Below are 17,346 nucleotides of genomic sequence, written 5' to 3' on the forward strand. Positions count from 1 at the left end.
GACCGGCCCGGCCTCTGGCGTTTCATCGCCGAAGGCCGGGCCGTTGATGTTCCAGGTCTGACCCGTACGGCGGGGGATGGTTCGCATCCTCCGCCGTCATCCCGTTCGGAGACATCGCCTGATGAGCGCTAAGACGTCGCCTCTGGCACCTGCATCCTTCCCTGATATGCCCCCGATCGCGGGTGTACGCCTCGCCACGGGCATGACCGGGCTGAGATACAAAGGCCGTGACGACCTGCTCTGGGCGGAGTTCGTGCCCGGCACCGTGGTTGCCGGTTGCTTCACCACCACCGCCACCCGGGCGGCGCCGGTGCGCTGGTGTGAAACCGCACTGGCCGGCGGCCGGGCGCGGGCACTGGTGGTGAATGCCGGCAATGCCAATGCCTTCACCGGCCCGACCGGGGCCCGTTCGGTGGCGGCCGAGGTGGATGCGGCGGCGGCGGTGCTGGATTGTGCGCGCGAAGAGGTGTTCGTCGCCTCGACCGGCGTGATCGGCGTGCCGATGGACCCCAGGCCGATTGCCGATCTGCTGCCACAATTGTCGGGACGGGCCGGTTGCGACAATGCTGCCTGGCAGGCTGCCGCGCGGTCGATCATGACCACCGATACCTTTCCCAAGGGATCGGTCGCAACCGCGACCGTCGATGGCCGCACGGTCACGGTCGCGGGCTTCGCCAAGGGATCGGGCATGATCGCGCCGAACATGGCGACCATGCTGGGCTTCGTGTTCACCGATGCGGCGATCGGCGCCACCCTGGCGCAGCGGCTGCTGGCGCGCGCGGTCGACCGCTCGTTCAATGCGATCACGGTTGATGGCGACACCTCGACCAATGACTGCGTGATGATGTTCGCGACCGGTGCCGCCGGCAACCGGGTGCTGGCCGAGGAAGACGCCGATGGTGCCGCCTTCGCCGCCGCCCTGGAAGCGGTGCTGTCGGATCTGGCCCGCCAGGTGGTGCGTGATGGCGAGGGGGCGACTAAATTCGTCACCCTGACCATCACCGGCGCCGAAAATGACGCGGCCGCCCGCCGCATCGGCCTGACTGTCGCCAATTCACCGCTGGTCAAGACCGCCATCGCCGGATCGGATGCCAATTGGGGCCGGATCGTGGCGGCGCTGGGCCGGTCGGGCGAGCGGGTGGCCGAAGACCGGCTGCGCATCCATATCGGCGGCGTGCTGGTGGCCGAGAACGGCGCCGTGCACCCTGATTACGACGAGAAGGTCCATGTCGCGGACTATATGAAGGGCGAAGAGATCGAGATTGCCGTCGATGTGGGCATCGGCGAGGGGGTGGCCACGGTGTGGACCTGCGACCTGACCCATGGCTATATCGAGATCAACGCCGATTACCGGAGCTGACACCGCCATGCCCGACGACGCCGAGCTGTATGGCTGCGCCGCCGCGGCCCCCTTGCCCGCCGGGCCGGCAAAGCTGCTGCTGGTGGTTGCCGTGGCGTTGCTGGATGTCGACAACCGGGTGCTGATCGCGAAGCGCCCGGAAGACAAGGCGATGGCGGGCTTGTGGGAATTCCCCGGCGGCAAGGTGGCGCCGGGGGAACGTCCTGAAGCGGCGCTGGTCCGCGAGCTTCACGAAGAGCTCGGCATCGACACCAGCGCCTCATGCCTGGCGCCGGCCACCTTCGCCAGCCACGCCTATCCCGATTTTCATCTGCTGATGCCCGTCTATGTCTGCCGGCAGTGGCGCGGCACCCCCACCCCGCGTGAGGGCCAGACACTGGCCTGGGTGCGGATTTCCAGGCTGCGCGACTATCCGATGCCGCCTGCCGACCTGCCGCTGATCGCCATGCTCAGGGATATGCTGTAGAGCGGCCCGCCTTTGGCGGCAATCTCGCGCTTGACCATCACGGATACCTCGACCATCACGGATACTCTGGCCTCTGGTTCAGACTATCGCCGTCGGCCTGCTCCAACATGAAAAACGCCGGCCTCCCGGAAATGGGGAGGCCGGCGTTCCCGTCAGAACGTCGTGGGTGGATCAGATCAGGATTTCGGCGATCTGCACCGTGTTGAGGGCGGCACCCTTCAAAAGCTGGTCGCCGCAGACGAAGAAATCGAGGCCGGTATCGCCGAAGACCAGGCTTTCACGGATGCGGCCGACCTCGACGTCATACTTGGTCGAGGCGGTCAGCGGCATCGGGTAGAGCTTCGCCGCCGGATCGTCGACAACCTGAACGCCGGCGGCCTCGGCCAGCACGGCGCGGGCGGCGGCGGGCGTGATCGGGCGCAGGGTCTCGATGGTCACCGCCTCGGCATGGGCGCGCATGGTCGGCACCCGCACCGCCGTGCAGGACAGCAGCACCTCGGGCGCCTCCATGATCTTGCGGGTTTCCCACAAGACCTTCATTTCCTCACGCGTGTAGCCGTTGTCCTGGAAGCTGTCGATATGCGGGATCAGGTTGAAGGCCAGCGGATGGGCGAATTTCGATGCCGTCACCGGCTGGCCGGCCAGGAACTCGCGCGCGCCCGCGGCAAGCTCGGTCATGCCTTCGGCGCCGGCGCCGCTGGCCGCCTGATAGGTGGAGACGATCGCGCGCTTCACACCGACTTCGGCATGCAGCGGCGCCAGCGCCATCAGCAGGATGGCGGTGGTGCAGTTGGGGTTCGCGATCAGGGTCTGGCCCAGCGCGCGGCGGCCGTTGATCTCAGGCACCACCAGCGGCACCGCGTCGTCGTAGCGGAAGGCCGAGGAATTATCGATCACGATCGCGCCGCCGGGGCTTGAGATCGCGTGCGCGAATTCCTTGGCGAAATCGCCCGACACCGCCAGGAACACGATGTCCATCGCCCGTGTGGCCTCGACCGAGAACGCCTCGATGGTCACCGGGCCGAAGGCGGTCTCGGTGGTTTTGCCGGCACTCCGCTCGGAGGCGAAGAGATGAAGCTCGGTCACGGGAAAGCGCCGGTCCTTGAGGACCTGGATCGTTTCCTGACCGACCGCGCCGGTGGCGCCGACGATACCGATCCGCATGGGATGTGTTCCTTGGGGTTTGAGCGTGTCGGGAATGACGCGCGGGGCTCTGGCCGTGTCTCAGAGATGATGCCGGCCTCGCGCATCTGCAAGCGGCGCGCACGCTAACAGCTTGGCCCCCCACGCGCAACGGCCGGCGGTATACCGGATGGCTCGGTTGAAAAGTTCTCGGGGCAGGGGCTTCTCGGGGCAGGGGCGGTGATCGTCGAAAACCCGGGGGCTCAGTATCCGAGGGCGCAGCCATCCTTGCGCGGATCGGAGCCGCCGATCAGCACGCCGCGCTCCCAGTCGATCACGATCGCCTGAGCGCCACCCAGCGGCTGGGCCGCGGCACGGACCCGGTTGCCGAGGCCGATCAACTGCGGCATCAGCGTGGGGGCCGCGCCGGTTTCCAGCTCCAGCACTCCACCCATGGCCTGACTGCGCGGCAGGTCGATCGCCGCCTGCGGATCGAGCCCGTGGTCGAGCATCCGGGCAAGCAGGGTGGCATGGCCGATGGCCTGATACTGACCGCCCATCACGCCGAAGCTCATCACCGGGCGCCGGCCATCGCCCATCATGCCGGCGACCAGGGTATGCGGCGGGCGACGTCCCGGCGTGTAGTGCCCGGGGGTTCCGGGGCGCAGACGGAAGCCGGTGCCGCGGCTGTTGAACAACACGCCTGAGCGTGGGCAGGTGATGCCGCTGCCGAAGGCCGAGAAGATCGAGTTGACCATCGACACCGCGGTCTGGTCGCGATCGACCACGGTCACGTAAACCGTGTCACCGCTGCCGCCGGGTGCGCGGGGGCTGGGCGCAACCCTGGCACCGGCGGCGATCCGCGGCGCCAGGCGACGGGCCTCGTCCATGATCCGGGCGCCGCCGCCATCCTCGTCGCCGAAGCGGTCCTCAGGGTCGGACAGATGCTGGTCGCGGAGCGCGATGGCGGCCTCGCTCGCCCGCGCGATCAGGTCGTGAAAGGCCGGGCCATCCGGATCGAGTGCCGCGACATCGACACCCTCGATCATCGCCAGGATCGCCAGCGCGATCAGCCCCTGACTGTTGGGCGGGGTCTCGAAGATATGACGGCCGCGATACTGCCCGGCGGCCGGGTCGGTATAGTGCCCGGCATGGCCGGCAAAATCGTCGAGACTGTGGCAGCCGCCCAGGCCGCGCAGGGTCTCGACCATGTCGTCCGCGATCCAGCCCTCATAGAATGCCGCCGGGCCATCCTTGGCGATGGCCGACAATGTGCGGCACATCTGGGTCTGCGCGATCCGGGCGCCGGCTTCGGGCGCGCGGGCACCGGCCAGGAAGCTCTGGGCGGTCACCTCGTTGCGCGACAACAGCTCGACATGGCAGGCCCAGTCGGCGGCCACCCGCGGCGCCACCGGCGCGCCGGCACGGGCAAGATCGATCGCCGGCGCCAGCACCCGGTCCAGCCCCAGCCGGCCGTGATCGGCCGACAACCGTGCCCAGGCTTCCACCGCCCCAGGCACGGTCACGGCCAGCGGATCGGTCTGGGGCACGGCGGTGGCGCCCTGGTCGAGCAGCCTGTCTATGCCCGGGCCACTGGCCGCCGCCGCCCGGCCGGTGCCGTTATAACAGAGCGGCCGGGCATCGCCGGCGCGCTGGATCAGTGCCCAGCAATCGCCGCCGACCCCGGTCATGTGGGGTTCAAGCAGCCCCAGCACCGCGACTGCTGCGATCGCCGCATCGACCGCATTGCCGCCGGCCTTCAACTTGTCGAGGGCAACCAGGGTCGCCAGCGGGTGCGAGGTCGCAGCCATGGCTTCGTTGGCATAGACGGCCGACCGTCCGGGCCGCTGGAAATCGCGCATCTGGGGGGCCTTTCCGCGAAGATCGCCTGAGATGCATGATCTTGGCACGAATGTGCGCAGGGCGCGAGGCCTGGCGCCGGATGCATGGCCGACCCGCAGGCTTGCGGGTTGTGCCATGGACCCGGATGGCCCATCTTGAGCCTGCCCCCGGCCGCCATCAGCCCCCGCCATTCAGTCTTATAGAACCAGAGCCCGACCACCTTGTCCGACCCGTCCAGAGAAGATCCGTCGAGCCAGTATGCCCGGATGGTGGCAGAGGGGCGCCTCACCGCCGATCCCGCCCAGGCGGCGGCCGTTGAGCGGCTGACCGTGCTGCTGCGCCGGATGGGCGCCGAGCCCGCGCCGCCGCCACCGGCGCCCGCGTCCCGCAAACGCGGCCTGCTTGGCCGGCTGTTCGGTGGGGCGGAGGCGGACGACGGCCCGCCGCCGATGCCGGCGGGGCCGCGCGGCCTGTATCTGTGGGGCGGTGTCGGGCGCGGCAAGTCGATGCTGATGGACATGGCCTTCCGTGCCGCACCGGTGGCGCCGAAGCGGCGGGTGCATTTCCATGCCTTCATGCTGGATATCCACGCCCGGCTGCATGCCTGGCGCACCACGGGCGACCAGGATCGCGAGCCCGATCCGTTGCCGCGGATCGCAGATGCGGTGGCCGCCGAAGCCCGGCTGCTGTGTTTCGACGAATTCCAGGTCCGCGATGTCGCCGACGCCATGATTCTGGGTCGGCTGTTCACCCATGTGCTGGCACGCGGGGTGTTCGTGATCGCGACATCGAACCGTCCGCCCGAGGATCTGTATCTCGACGGTCTGCAACGTGACCGGTTCCTGCCCTTCATCCGGCTGGTCCGCGACAGCCTGGAAGTGATGGAGCTTGTGGCCGACCGCGACTATCGTCTGGATCGACTGACGCTGATGCCGGTCTATCATGTGCCGGCCGACGCATCGGCGCGGCGGGCGCTGGACGAGGCCTTCAGCGATCTTGCCGGCGGGGCCGCGCCGGCACGCGCGGTGCTGGACGTGTCGGGGCGGCGGATCGAGGTGCCGATGGCGGCTGGCGGCGTGGCGCGGTTCGGCTTTGCCGATCTGTGCGCGAAACCGCTGGGTGCCGCCGACTACATCGAGATCGCCCGTCAGCACCACACCGTGATCATCGACGGGATTCCGGCGATGGGCCCGGAAAAGCGCGACCAGGCCGCACGTTTTGTCACGCTCGTCGACGAACTATATGAACACCGGGTGAAGCTGGTCTGCTCGGCGGCGGCGTGGCCCGACGATCTGTACCCGGCGGGTGACGGATCGTTCGAGTTTGCCCGCACCGCATCGAGGCTGGCCGAGATGCAGAGCAAGGAGTATCTGGCGCTGCCGCATCTGACCTGAACGCGGCTGGCGGCCCAAATGTGGCGGGCGGCATGGGCCGCGCGGCGGGGCGCCCAACCGGGGTTGCTTGCTTCGTGACCGGAAAGAGAGTAGTTACGGCGCGAGAATTTCCGAACGGAAACACCGGGTGGACCCGGCTTCACGTTCGAATGATTGCGAGGCAACAGGCCGCGACGCACCGGACGGTTTTTCCGGCGGCGGCGTGGCAGACCGGCCGGAACCGGCCCTTGAGCGTCGACCCCCGTCAGGGCGGGTCCGCGGGGTTCGGGTGACGGGCGGGGCGAGGTGACGGCTTTTACATCCGCACATCCGGGCCGGATCATGCCTGGATGTGCGTCGGCGGCGCGACCGGCGCGCGTGACCGTACCTGATCCGCATTCCGTCAGGGGCTTCGGCCGCTGAGGGATGGGGCAGGCCCGGCCCCGCCTGCCGGCCGACGCCAGACGCTGGACAGTCGCGAGGAAACCCGATGGCACGCAACAAGATCGCACTGGTGGGCGCCGGCAATATCGGCGGCACCCTGGCCCATCTGGCCGGGCTCAAGGAGCTTGGCGACGTCGTTCTGTTCGACGTGGTCGAAGGCATGCCCCAGGGCAAGGCGCTCGACATCGCCGAATCGTCGCCGGTCGACAGCTTCGACAGCCGCCTGACCGGTGCGAACGACTATGCGGCGCTCGCCGGCGCCGATGTCGTCATCGTTACCGCCGGCATCGCCCGCAAGCCGGGCATGAGCCGCGATGACCTGCTGGCCATCAACGCCAAGATCGTCGGCCAGGTCGCAGACGGCATCAAGACCCATTGCCCCGACGCCTTCGTGATCGTGATCACGAACCCGCTCGACGTGATGGTCGGCCTGATGCAGAAGTTCTCCGGCCTCAACCCGGCGAAGGTCGTCGGCATGGCCGGCGTGCTCGACAGCGCCCGCTTCCGCTATTTCATCGCCGAGGCGCTGAACGTGTCGGTCGAGGACGTGACCGCCTTCGTGCTGGGCGGCCATGGCGACACCATGGTGCCGCTGCCGCGCTATTCCACCGTCGGCGGCATTCCGCTGCCCGATCTGGTCAAGATGGGCTGGATGACCCAGGAGAAGCTGGACCAGATCATTCAGCGCACACGCGACGGCGGCGCCGAGATCGTCAGCCTGCTCAAGACCGGCTCGGCCTTCTATGCCCCCGCCGCCTCGGCGATCCAGATGGCGGAAGCCTATCTGAAGGATAAGAAGCGGGTCATGCCCTGTGCGGCGATGCTGACCGGCCAGTATGGCATCGACGGCCTCTATGTCGGCGTGCCGGTGGTGATCGGCGAGGGCGGCGTGGAGCGGATCGTCGAGATCGAGCTGAACGAGGAAGAGAAGGCCGCGTTCCTGCACTCGGTCGACGCGGTGAAGAAGCTCAACGAGGCGCTGTCGGTCTGATCGACGCAAGGCTCATGGTGGCCGTGTTGCAGCCCTGCCGGTTTCTGCCGGAAAAGGTGCGGCCCGCGGCCCCAAGCGCTTGACGTTGCGGGGGGCGGCGGTTGCGCACCTGCCTGCGGGTGCTATAAATGCAGGCGCCAGCGCCACCGCGGCTGATCGAGCGGTCTAGGGAAGAGGCTCAATGAATATCCACGAATACCAAGCGAAGGCCCTGCTCGCGAAATACGGGGTCGCGGTGCCCCGTGGCGGCGTTGCCTACACGCCGGAAGAGGCGGTCGACGTGGCCAAGAGCCTGGGCGGCCCGGTCTGGGTCGTGAAGGCGCAGATCCATGCCGGCGGCCGTGGCAAGGCCGGCGGCGTGAAGGTGGTGAAGTCGCTCGACGACGTGGCCGCCGCCGCCAAGGCGATGCTGGGCATGACGCTGGTGACCCACCAGACCGGCCCCGAGGGCAAGGAAGTCAAGCGGATCTATGTCGAGGAAGGCTGCGACATCCGTCACGAGCTGTATCTGGGCGTGGTGATCGACCGCGAGACCTCGTGCGTCACCTTCATGGCCTCGACCGAGGGCGGCATGGAGATCGAGGAGGTCGCCCATGCGACCCCTGAGAAGATCATCAAGGTTCCGGTCGACGTCATCACCGGCATGCAGCCCTTCCACGCCCGCAAGATCGCCTATGGCCTCGGCCTTGAAGGCAAGCAGGTGTCGGTGGCGACCAAGTTCATGCTGGCCATGTATCAGGCCGTGATCGGCACCGATGCGAGCATCGTCGAGATCAACCCGCTGGTCGTGACCGGCGCGGGCGACGTGATCGCGCTGGACGCCAAGATGAACTTCGACGACAACGCGCTGTTCCGTCACAAGGACATCGAGGATCTTCGCGACGAGAGTGAGGAAGATCCGTCGGAGCTGGAAGCCTCGCGCCACGCGCTGAACTATATCAAGCTGGATGGTAATATCGGCTGCATGGTCAATGGCGCGGGCCTGGCCATGGCGACCATGGACATCATCAAGCTGTATGGCGGCGAGCCGGCGAACTTCCTGGACGTCGGCGGCGGCGCCACGCGTGAGCGGGTGACGACGGCGTTCAAGCTGATCCTGTCGGATCCGAACGTCGAAGGCATTCTTGTTAACATCTTCGGCGGTATCATGCGTTGCGACGTGATCGCCGAGGGTGTGGTCGCCGCCGCGCGTGAGATCAGCCTTCAGGTTCCGCTGGTGGTTCGTCTCGAAGGCACCAATGTCGAGAAGGGCAAGGCGATCCTGGCCAATTCGGGCCTGCCGATCATGTCCGCCGACGACCTGGCGGATGCTGCCGAAAAGATCGTGAAAGCCGTGAAGGAGGCCGCCTGACCATGGCCGTTCTCGTCAATTCTGAGACCAAGGTCATCTGCCAGGGCTTCACCGGCCAGCAGGGGACTTTCCATTCCGAGCAGGCCATTGCCTATGGCACCCGCATGGTTGGCGGCGTGACCCCGGGCAAGGGCGGCACCACCCATCTGGATCTGCCGGTGTTCGACACCGTCGCCGATGCGGTGGAGCGGACCGGCGCCGACGCCTCGGTGATCTATGTGCCGCCGCCGTATGCGGCCGATGCGATCCTTGAGGCGATCGACGCCGAGGTCCGTCTGGTCGTTTGCATCACGGAAGGCATTCCGGTGCTGGACATGGTGCGGGTGAAGCGGGCGCTGGAGCGGTCGTCGACCCGGCTGATCGGCCCCAATTGCCCCGGCGTTATCACACCCGGCGAATGCAAGATCGGTATCATGCCGGGCCACATCCACCAGCGTGGCAAGATCGGGATCGTCTCCCGCTCGGGCACGTTGACTTATGAGGCCGTGGCGCAGACCACCGCGGCGGGCCTCGGTCAGTCGACCTGCATCGGCATCGGCGGCGATCCGATCAACGGCACGAACTTCATCGACGCGCTCGACCTGTTCCTGAAAGACCCCGAGACCGAGGCGATCATCATGATCGGCGAAATCGGCGGTTCCGAGGAAGAGGATGCCGCCGAGTTCCTGAAGCAGTCCAAGGTGAAGAAGCCGACCGTCGGTTTCATCGCCGGTCGGACCGCCCCTCCCGGCCGTCGTATGGGCCATGCCGGCGCCATCATCAGCGGCGGCAAGGGTGGTGCGGACGACAAGCTCGACGCGATGCGGTCCGCCGGCATCGTCGTTGCCCAATCGCCCGCGGCGCTTGGCAGCACCATGGTTCAGGTGCTCCGAGGCTGACGGATCTGTCACGAACCAGACCCAAACCTGGAGAGGGCGCCGCGTAAGCGGCGCTCCCAATGCTCAAGATGGCTGCGCAAAGCGAGCAACTTTCGTTCCTGTTCGGGAGCAACGGCGCCTTTATCGCCGATCTCTACGCGCGTTTCGTTCAGAACCCCTCGTCGGTCGATGAAAGCTGGCAGGGGTTCTTCGCCGATCTGGGCGACGAAGCCGCGTCCGTCCTCGCCGAAGTGCGGGGCGCCCCCTGGGCGCCCGGCATGGTGCCCGCGACGGCGACCAATGGCAGTGCCGAGACCCGGGGGTTCGTCGCACCCCTGGACGGCGCGACCGAACTGCGTGTCGGTCCGCTGAACGGCCAGGCCACCGAGATTTCGGGGGAACGTTCCGCGACGGTGGACAGCATCCGGCTGCTGATGCTGATCCGCGCCTATCGCGTGCGCGGCCATCTGGTGGCCAATCTGGACCCGCTGGGCCTGGAAGCGCCTACCGGCCATCCGGAACTGGACCCGGCCTCCTATGGCTTCAGCGATGCCGATCTGGACCGCACCTTCTATGTCGACGGCGTGCTGGGGCTGAGCAGCGCCACGCTGCGCGAGGTGCTGAACAAGCTGAACGCGACCTATTGCCGGACGGTCGGCGTCGAGTTCATGCATATTCAGTCGCCCGAACAGAAGGCATGGTTGCAGACCCGTATCGAGGCCGACCGCCCCGACCAGGCCTTCGACACCGAGACCCGCAAGCGGATCTTCGGCCAGGTCGTGATCGCCGAAGGCTTCGAGCGGTTCCTGAACATCAAATATACCGGCACCAAGCGTTTTTCGCTGGAAGGCGGCGAAGGCCTGATCCCGGCGCTGGAAGCGATCCTTGAGCGCGGGTCGGATCTGGGCTGCGAGGAAGTCGTCCTCGGCATGCCGCATCGCGGGCGTCTGAACGTGCTGACCGCGGTGATGGGCAAGTCGTTCACGGCGGTGTTCAACGAATTCAACGGCGGCTCGGCCACCCCTGAGGACGTTCAGGGCTCGGGCGACGTGAAGTATCATCTGGGCACGTCGGCCGACCGCACGCTGGCCAATGGCCGCACGGTGCATCTGTCGCTGACCGCCAATCCGTCGCATCTGGAAGCGGTGAACCCGGTCGTCGTCGGCAAGGCGCGCGCCAAGCAGATGCAGCGCGGCGATGCCGATCGCACCAAGGTGATGAGCATCCTGATGCATGGCGACGCGGCCTTCGCGGGCCAGGGCGTCGTGGCGGAATGCTTCGCGCTGTCGGAACTGAAGGGCTATCGCACCGGCGGCACGGTCCATGTGATCGTGAACAACCAGATCGGTTTCACCACCAGCCCGAAATACTCGCGCTCCTCGCCCTATCCGTCGGATGTGGCGAAGATGGTCGACGCGCCGGTGTTCCATGTGAATGGCGACGATCCGGAAGCGGTGGTCTATGTGTCGCGGCTGGCGGCTGAATTCCGCCAGACCTTCCACAAGGATGTCGTGCTCGATATCTTCTGCTATCGCCGCCACGGCCATAACGAGGCCGACGAGCCCTCGTTCACCCAGCCGCTGATGTATCGCAAGATCGCGCAGCACCCGACCCTGCTGCAGGTCTATGGCGACCGCATGGTCGGCGACGGCGTGATGACCCGTGACGAGGTCGATGGCGCGCTGAAGACTTTCCATCAGCAGCTTGAACAGGATCTGGAGCAGTCCAAGACCTATCGCCCCAACAAGGCCGACTGGTTCGAGGGCGTCTGGAAGGGCTATTCGCGCGCGCCGAACGACGACCGCCGCGGATCGACCGCGGTGTCGCTGGAACGGCTGCGCGAGATCGGCTTCAAGCTGACCGACAATCCGGAAACGGTGAACGTCCATCGCAAGATCCTGCGCCAGCTCGGCCAGAAGCGTGACGCGATCGAGAGCGGCGAGGGGATCGACTGGGCGCTGGGCGAATCGCTCGCCTTCGGCACCCTGCTGACCGAGGGCTATCCGGTGCGTCTGTCGGGCCAGGATGTCGGGCGCGGCACCTTCTCGCACCGCCATTCGGTGCTGATCGACCAGAAGACCGAAGACCGTTATATCCCGCTGAACAATCTGGGCGCCGCGGCGTCTTACGAGGTGGTCGACAGCCTGCTGTCGGAATATGCGGTGCTGGGCTTCGAATACGGCTATTCGATGGCCGAACCGAATGCCCTGGTGGTCTGGGAAGCGCAGTTCGGCGACTTCGTGAACGGCGCGCAGGTGATGATCGACCAGTTCATCTGCTCGGCGGAATCGAAGTGGCTGCGCATGTCGGGCCTGGTGATGCTGCTGCCGCATGGCTATGAGGGCCAGGGGCCGGAGCATTCCTCGGCGCGGCCTGAACGCTTCCTGCAGTTGTATGGCGAGGACAACATCCAGGTCGCCAACTGCACCACGCCGTCGAATTACTTCCACATCCTGCGTCGGCAGATCCACCGCAAGTTCCGCAAGCCGCTGATCATGATGACGCCGAAGTCGCTGCTGCGTCACAAGCTGGCGGTGTCGAAGCTGTCGGATATGGGCCCCGGCTCCAGCTTCCATCGGGTGCTGGGCGAAGTGGACCGGCTGCGTCATTCCGACAAGGTCCGTCGGGTGGTGCTGTGCACCGGCAAGCTCTATTACGACCTGCTGGAAGAGCGCCGCAACCGCGAGATCGACGATGTCGCGATCATCCGTGTGGAGCAGCTCGCCCCGTTCCCGGCAACCTCGATCGCCGAGGAACTGCGCCGCTATCCGAACGCGGATCTGGTCTGGGCACAGGAAGAGCCGAAGAATCAGGGCTACTGGTTCTTCATGAGCCCGCGTCTGGACGACCTGATCGACAGCATGGGTGCGGCCGGCAAGCGCGTGCGCTATGCCGGGCGGCCCGAGGCGGCGGCACCGGCCACCGGCTCGCACCACAAGCATGTTGCAGAGCAAAGGGCGCTGATCGACGACGCATTGGCAGGCTGATCGATGCAAGACCGGGCCGCATGACAGTCATGCGGCCCGGTTTGTGCGTTAATGCCTTGTCATCTGTGCGTGGATACGCCACCTAACCCCACGTGTGTAGCTTCCCGGCCACAAGGCCGGGACATGAACGAAATCGGGATCGTGATGAGCGTCGAGATCAAAGTTCCGAGCCTGGGCGAGTCGGTTACCGAAGCCACCATTGGCCAGTGGTTCAAGAAGGTCGGTGACCGCATCGAGGCCGACGAGCCGCTTGTGGAGCTGGAGACCGACAAGGTCACGCTCGAAGTCAATGCGCCGTCGGCCGGCGTGCTGACCGACATCATGGCCGAGGAAGGCGCGGACGTCGAAGTCGGCGCGCTGCTGGGCGTGATCGGCGAAGGTGAGGGCGCCGCCGCCAAGCCGGCCGAGGCCCCGAAGAAGGCCGAGGCCCCGAAGGCCGAAGCCCCGAAGGCCGAAGCCCCCAGGCCTGCTCCGGCAGCCGAGCCCGCGGCGGCCCAGGCTGAGAAGATCCTGTCGCCTGCCGCCCGCAAGGCCGCCGGTGATGCCGGCATCGATGCCGGGCAGGTCGAAGGCACCGGCCGTGACGGCCGGGTGATGAAGGATGATGTGCAGCGCGCTGCTGCGGCGAAGCCCGCGGCTGCTCCGGCACCGGCCGCGCCCAAGGCCTCGGCCCCGTCGGCACCCCAGCCGGCTGGTGAGCGCGAGACCCGCGTGCGCATGACCAAGCTGCGCCGCCGCATCGCCGAGCGCCTGAAGGATGCCCAGAACACCGCCGCGATCCTGACCACCTATAACGAGGTGGACATGACCCAGGTGATGGCGCTGCGCAGCCGCTATAAGGACGGGTTCGAGAAGAAGCACGGCGTGAAGCTGGGCTTCATGTCGTTCTTCGTGAAGGCGTCGATCGCGGCGCTGAAGGAATATCCGGCGGTCAACGCGCAGATCGACGGCGACGAGCTGGTCTACAAGAACCATTACGACGTCGGCGTGGCAGTGGGCACCGAACAGGGCCTGGTCGTGCCGGTGGTCCGCGATGCCGACCAGTTGTCCTTCGCCGGCGTGGAAGCCACCATCAACGCACTGGGCGTGAAGGCGCGCGATGGCAAGCTGACGATGGAAGAACTGACCGGCGGCACCTTCACCATCTCGAATGGTGGTGTCTATGGCTCGCTGATGTCGTCGCCGATCCTGAACCCGCCGCAGTCGGGCATTCTGGGCATGCACAAGATCCAGGACCGCCCGATGGCCGAGAAGGGCCAGGTGGTGATCCGTCCGATGATGTATCTGGCGCTGTCCTATGACCACCGGGTGATCGACGGCAAGGAAGCGGTCAGCTTCCTGGTGCGCGTGAAGGAGTGCATCGAGAACCCGGAGCGGCTGCTGTTCGATCTCTGATCGCCACAGCAATCCCCGCGACCGTATGAAGGATGCATGACATGAGCGACGCTCAGACCTATGACGTCGTCGTCATCGGCGGCGGCCCCGGTGGCTATATCGGCGCGATCCGCGCCGGCCAGCTTGGCCTGAAGGTGGCCTGCGTTGAAAAGCGTGGCGCCCTGGGCGGCACCTGCCTGAATGTCGGCTGCATTCCGTCGAAGGCCTTGTTGCAGTCGTCGGAACTCTATGTCGAAGCCAGCAAGGGCATGGCCGAGCACGGCGTCAAGGTCGGCGGGGTCGAACTTGACCTCGCCGCCATGATGGCGCGCAAGACCAAGGTCGTCACCCAGCTGACCGGCGGCATCGAGGGCCTGTTCAAGAAGAACAAGGTCGATTACGTGAAGGGCGCCGGCCGTCTGGTCGACGCCAACACGATCGAGGTGGCGCTGGCCGATGGCGGCACCACCACGCTGAAGACCCGCGAGGTGATCATCGCCACGGGATCGACCCATGTCGATCTGCCCGGCGTCGCCGTCGACGAGACGCGGATCGTCACCTCGACCGGCGCGCTGGAACTCGACAAGGTGCCGGGGCATCTGGTGGTGATCGGCGGCGGCGTCATCGGCCTGGAGCTTGGTTCGGTCTGGAGCCGTCTGGGCGCCAAGGTCACGGTCGTCGAGTATATGGACCGGATCACGCCCGAGATGGATGGCGAGGTCTCGAAGCAGTTGCAGCGGATTCTGGGCCGCCAGGGCCTGAAATTCCGGCTGTCGACCAAGGTCACGGCCGCGGATACCAGCGGCGACACGGTCAAGCTGACGGTTGAGCCGGCCAAGGGCGGCGAGGCCGAGACCATCGAGGCGGATGTGGTTCTGGTGTCGATCGGCCGCCGTCCCTATACCGAGGGGCTGGGCCTGGATGCGGTCGGCATCGCCACCGGCCCGCGCGGCCGGATCGAGGTCGACGACCATTTCCGCACCAATGTGCCCAACATCCGCGCCATCGGCGATGTGATCCACGGCCCGATGCTCGCCCACAAGGCCGAGGAAGAGGGCGTGATCGTCATGGAGATGATCGCCGGCCAGTCGGGTCATATCGACTATAACCTGATCCCCGGCGTGATCTACACCTGGCCGGAAGTGGCGAGTGTGGGGCGCACCGAGGAGCAGTTGAAGGCCGACGGCGTCGCCTATAAGCCCGGCAAGTTCCCGTTCTCGGCCAACAGCCGGGCGCGGGCGGTGGGCGATACCGACGGCTTCGTGAAGATCCTGGCCGATGCCGAGACCGACCGGATTCTGGGCGCCCATATCATCGGCCCCGATGCCGGCACGCTGATCGCCGAGCTGGTTCTGGCGATGGAGTTCAAGGCCAGCGCCGAGGACATCGCCCGCACCAGCCATGCCCATCCAACGCTTGAAGAAGCGGTGAAGGAAGCGGCACTGGCGGTGGATGGCCGCACGCTCAACATGTGACGCGGCCGGCCCCGGCGTTGGGGCCGCACCACGACACGACACATAAGGACACGCCCGGCAGCGGATCACCGCTGCCGGGCGTTTTCCGTTCAATGGCCGGGCTGACGGGTGGCGGCGCGGCGAAGCTCTTCTGATTTCACGTATAAGCGGGTATCGTCGCTGCCGGTTGCCACCCCGCCCGGCGCGGGGACGCGGCCGGGTGTAGAGATGATGTCTGGTGGAGGCAGGGGATAACAATATGCCAACCGGCCCCCGGAATGACGATGCGGCCCGTGGCCGCCGCCTGCTGGCGGCGGTGCTGACCGCGGCTGCCCTGATCATGGCACCGGCGGCAGGGGCGGCACCCACCGGTGCCGGTGACGGTGACGCGGGCGTGGTTGCCGCATCGCACGGCGCGCCGGCCCCGGATACGTCGCCAGAGTCGGATGTGCCATCAGAAGAGTCGGGCGTGCTGCCGGATGAGGACCTGCCGGCAGAGCTGGATGTCCCCGCCGAACTGGACACACCACCGGAAGCCGGCCGGTGGTCGCGGATCGCGCCCAAGAGCGGCCGGCTGATTTTCCGTGCGGCGCGCTATGGCGTCGACACGGCGCCGGACATTGCCCGCCATTACCTGCTGCCGGATGGCGAGGTGGCGGCGGAGGGCGCCTTCTGGGCGCCGTCGACCCAGGCCGAGCCCATGGCGGGCCTGTATCTGGGGGCGGTGGCGGCGGTGGAGGCGCGCGGGCCGACCCTGACCTTCGACCAGTTGTTCAGCTTCAAGGACGATCAGGGGTCGGTCGATCTGGCGGTGACGCCGCTGGCGGTGGTGCCGAGCCGGCTGGGCCCGCTGCCGGTGGACCGCTTCCGGGTGACCGAGCGCGATTGTATCGGCTTTCTGACGCCGATCGACCCGGCGGCGTTCGGCTATGCGGTGCCGGCTGCATCGGCGCGCCCCAGCCCCACACCTGCCGACAACTCCACACCTGCGGCTGGCCCATCCGGGACGACGCCGGTCCCCGATCCGTCCGGCGACCAGTTGCAGGTCGCGACCGCCATGGCGGCAGAGGCCGATGCCGGGGTGCCGCCGGCGGTGGCGGCCGGTTTCCACTGCCTTGAGCCGGGGCGGCGTTATGACGCCGATCTGGCGGCGGTGGTGGTGGGCTCGATCGGGGTTCTGGGCGAGGGGGCGCCGCCGCGCGCGCCGCTGGGTCGGCCGGTGCTGGTCGACATCGCCGTGCGGGCACTGCCGCAGATAACGGCTGGCGCCGCCGCCGGCGGTGCCGGCGACGATGCCCCACCCCCGGTGCAGGCACCGTTGGGTTTGTGGCGCGGGGTGGCCTATGTCACCGGCATCGGCATCGGCCTGCGTGCCGGGGCCGAGGGCCAGATGCTGATGCTGTTCGCCGGCCCCGATGCCGAGCGCGACGGACCGCGCCCGACCATCTGTCGTGGTAGCTGGCAGTTGGACAGCGTGGCCTATGAGCCGCCCCCGATCGGCCCGGAATGGGTGACCGACCCGCTGGACCCTATCCCGCTGGCCGGGAGCTGGAGCATGCTCTGCGATGGCCTGTTCGGCGATCTTCTGGGGCAGGTGGAGGGCCGGATGAACGGCCGGCTGCCCGACAGGCTGACGGTTACCGGGGCCAGCGCCGCCGGCAGCCGCGGTGTCGAGTTGATGCTTCCCGAATTCACGCCCGGCCCCTGAGATTGCGCCGGTTGCCG

At 67.2% G+C, this 17,346-nt stretch carries 12 protein-coding genes; 10 read left to right on the forward strand and 2 right to left on the reverse strand.

The genetic code is table 11. The features are described from left to right. Positions 1–121 precede the first annotated feature (121 nt). Positions 122–1,360 (forward strand): bifunctional glutamate N-acetyltransferase/amino-acid acetyltransferase ArgJ, encoded by a 1,239-nt coding sequence (gene argJ, locus IEW15_RS05565; RefSeq protein ID WP_188575775.1) that lies wholly within the window; start codon positions 122–124, stop codon positions 1,358–1,360. A gap of 7 nt (positions 1,361–1,367) precedes the next feature. Next, entirely contained in the window at positions 1,368–1,826 is a 459-nt protein-coding gene (mutT, locus tag IEW15_RS05570; RefSeq protein WP_229707849.1) for an 8-oxo-dGTP diphosphatase MutT, read from the forward strand. 171 nt (positions 1,827–1,997) lie between these two features. Here mutT and IEW15_RS05575 read toward each other — a convergent pair whose 3' ends face one another. After that, positions 1,998–2,990: an aspartate-semialdehyde dehydrogenase gene (locus IEW15_RS05575; protein ID WP_188575777.1), complete on the reverse strand. Its 993-nt coding sequence runs from the start codon at positions 2,988–2,990 to the stop codon at positions 1,998–2,000. A gap of 221 nt (positions 2,991–3,211) precedes the next feature. Beyond that, entirely contained in the window at positions 3,212–4,810 is a 1,599-nt protein-coding gene (locus IEW15_RS05580) for a gamma-glutamyltransferase family protein (protein ID WP_188575780.1), read from the reverse strand. A gap of 201 nt (positions 4,811–5,011) precedes the next feature. Here IEW15_RS05580 and zapE point away from each other — a divergent pair, with 201 nt between their 5' ends. The 8 genes from zapE to IEW15_RS05620 all read left to right on the forward strand — a co-directional run bounded on the left by zapE (position 5,012) and on the right by IEW15_RS05620 (position 17,329). Continuing rightward, positions 5,012–6,184, forward strand: coding sequence for a cell division protein ZapE (gene zapE / locus IEW15_RS05585; protein ID WP_229707850.1), 1,173 nt, complete (start codon positions 5,012–5,014; stop codon positions 6,182–6,184). A 469-nt stretch (positions 6,185–6,653) separates the two neighbouring features. Continuing rightward, positions 6,654–7,598 carry a malate dehydrogenase gene (mdh, locus tag IEW15_RS05590; protein ID WP_188575782.1) on the forward strand — a complete coding sequence of 315 codons (945 nt, stop codon included), beginning with the start codon at positions 6,654–6,656 and terminating at the stop codon, positions 7,596–7,598. 181 nt (positions 7,599–7,779) lie between these two features. Beyond that, positions 7,780–8,949, forward strand: coding sequence for an ADP-forming succinate--CoA ligase subunit beta (gene sucC, locus IEW15_RS05595; RefSeq protein WP_188575784.1), 1,170 nt, complete (start codon positions 7,780–7,782; stop codon positions 8,947–8,949). Positions 8,950–8,951: 2 nt separating this feature from the next. Next, positions 8,952–9,827, forward strand: a complete 876-nt coding sequence (sucD, locus tag IEW15_RS05600; protein ID WP_188575786.1) for a succinate--CoA ligase subunit alpha — start codon at positions 8,952–8,954, stop codon at positions 9,825–9,827. A 68-nt stretch (positions 9,828–9,895) separates the two neighbouring features. Further along, positions 9,896–12,793 (forward strand): 2-oxoglutarate dehydrogenase E1 component, encoded by a 2,898-nt coding sequence (locus tag IEW15_RS05605; RefSeq protein ID WP_188575788.1) that lies wholly within the window; start codon positions 9,896–9,898, stop codon positions 12,791–12,793. Positions 12,794–12,937: 144 nt separating this feature from the next. Then, positions 12,938–14,188 carry a 2-oxoglutarate dehydrogenase complex dihydrolipoyllysine-residue succinyltransferase gene (odhB, locus tag IEW15_RS05610; RefSeq protein ID WP_188575850.1) on the forward strand — a complete coding sequence of 417 codons (1,251 nt, stop codon included), beginning with the start codon at positions 12,938–12,940 and terminating at the stop codon, positions 14,186–14,188. 41 nt (positions 14,189–14,229) lie between these two features. After that, positions 14,230–15,642, forward strand: a complete 1,413-nt coding sequence (gene lpdA / locus IEW15_RS05615) for a dihydrolipoyl dehydrogenase (RefSeq protein WP_188575790.1) — start codon at positions 14,230–14,232, stop codon at positions 15,640–15,642. Between the two features lie 238 nt (positions 15,643–15,880). Next, positions 15,881–17,329, forward strand: coding sequence for a hypothetical protein (locus tag IEW15_RS05620; RefSeq protein ID WP_188575792.1), 1,449 nt, complete (start codon positions 15,881–15,883; stop codon positions 17,327–17,329). Positions 17,330–17,346: the final 17 nt, after the last annotated feature.

The organism is Tistrella bauzanensis (assembly GCF_014636235.1).
In the GTDB taxonomy this organism is placed as follows: domain Bacteria; phylum Pseudomonadota; class Alphaproteobacteria; order Tistrellales; family Tistrellaceae; genus Tistrella; species Tistrella bauzanensis.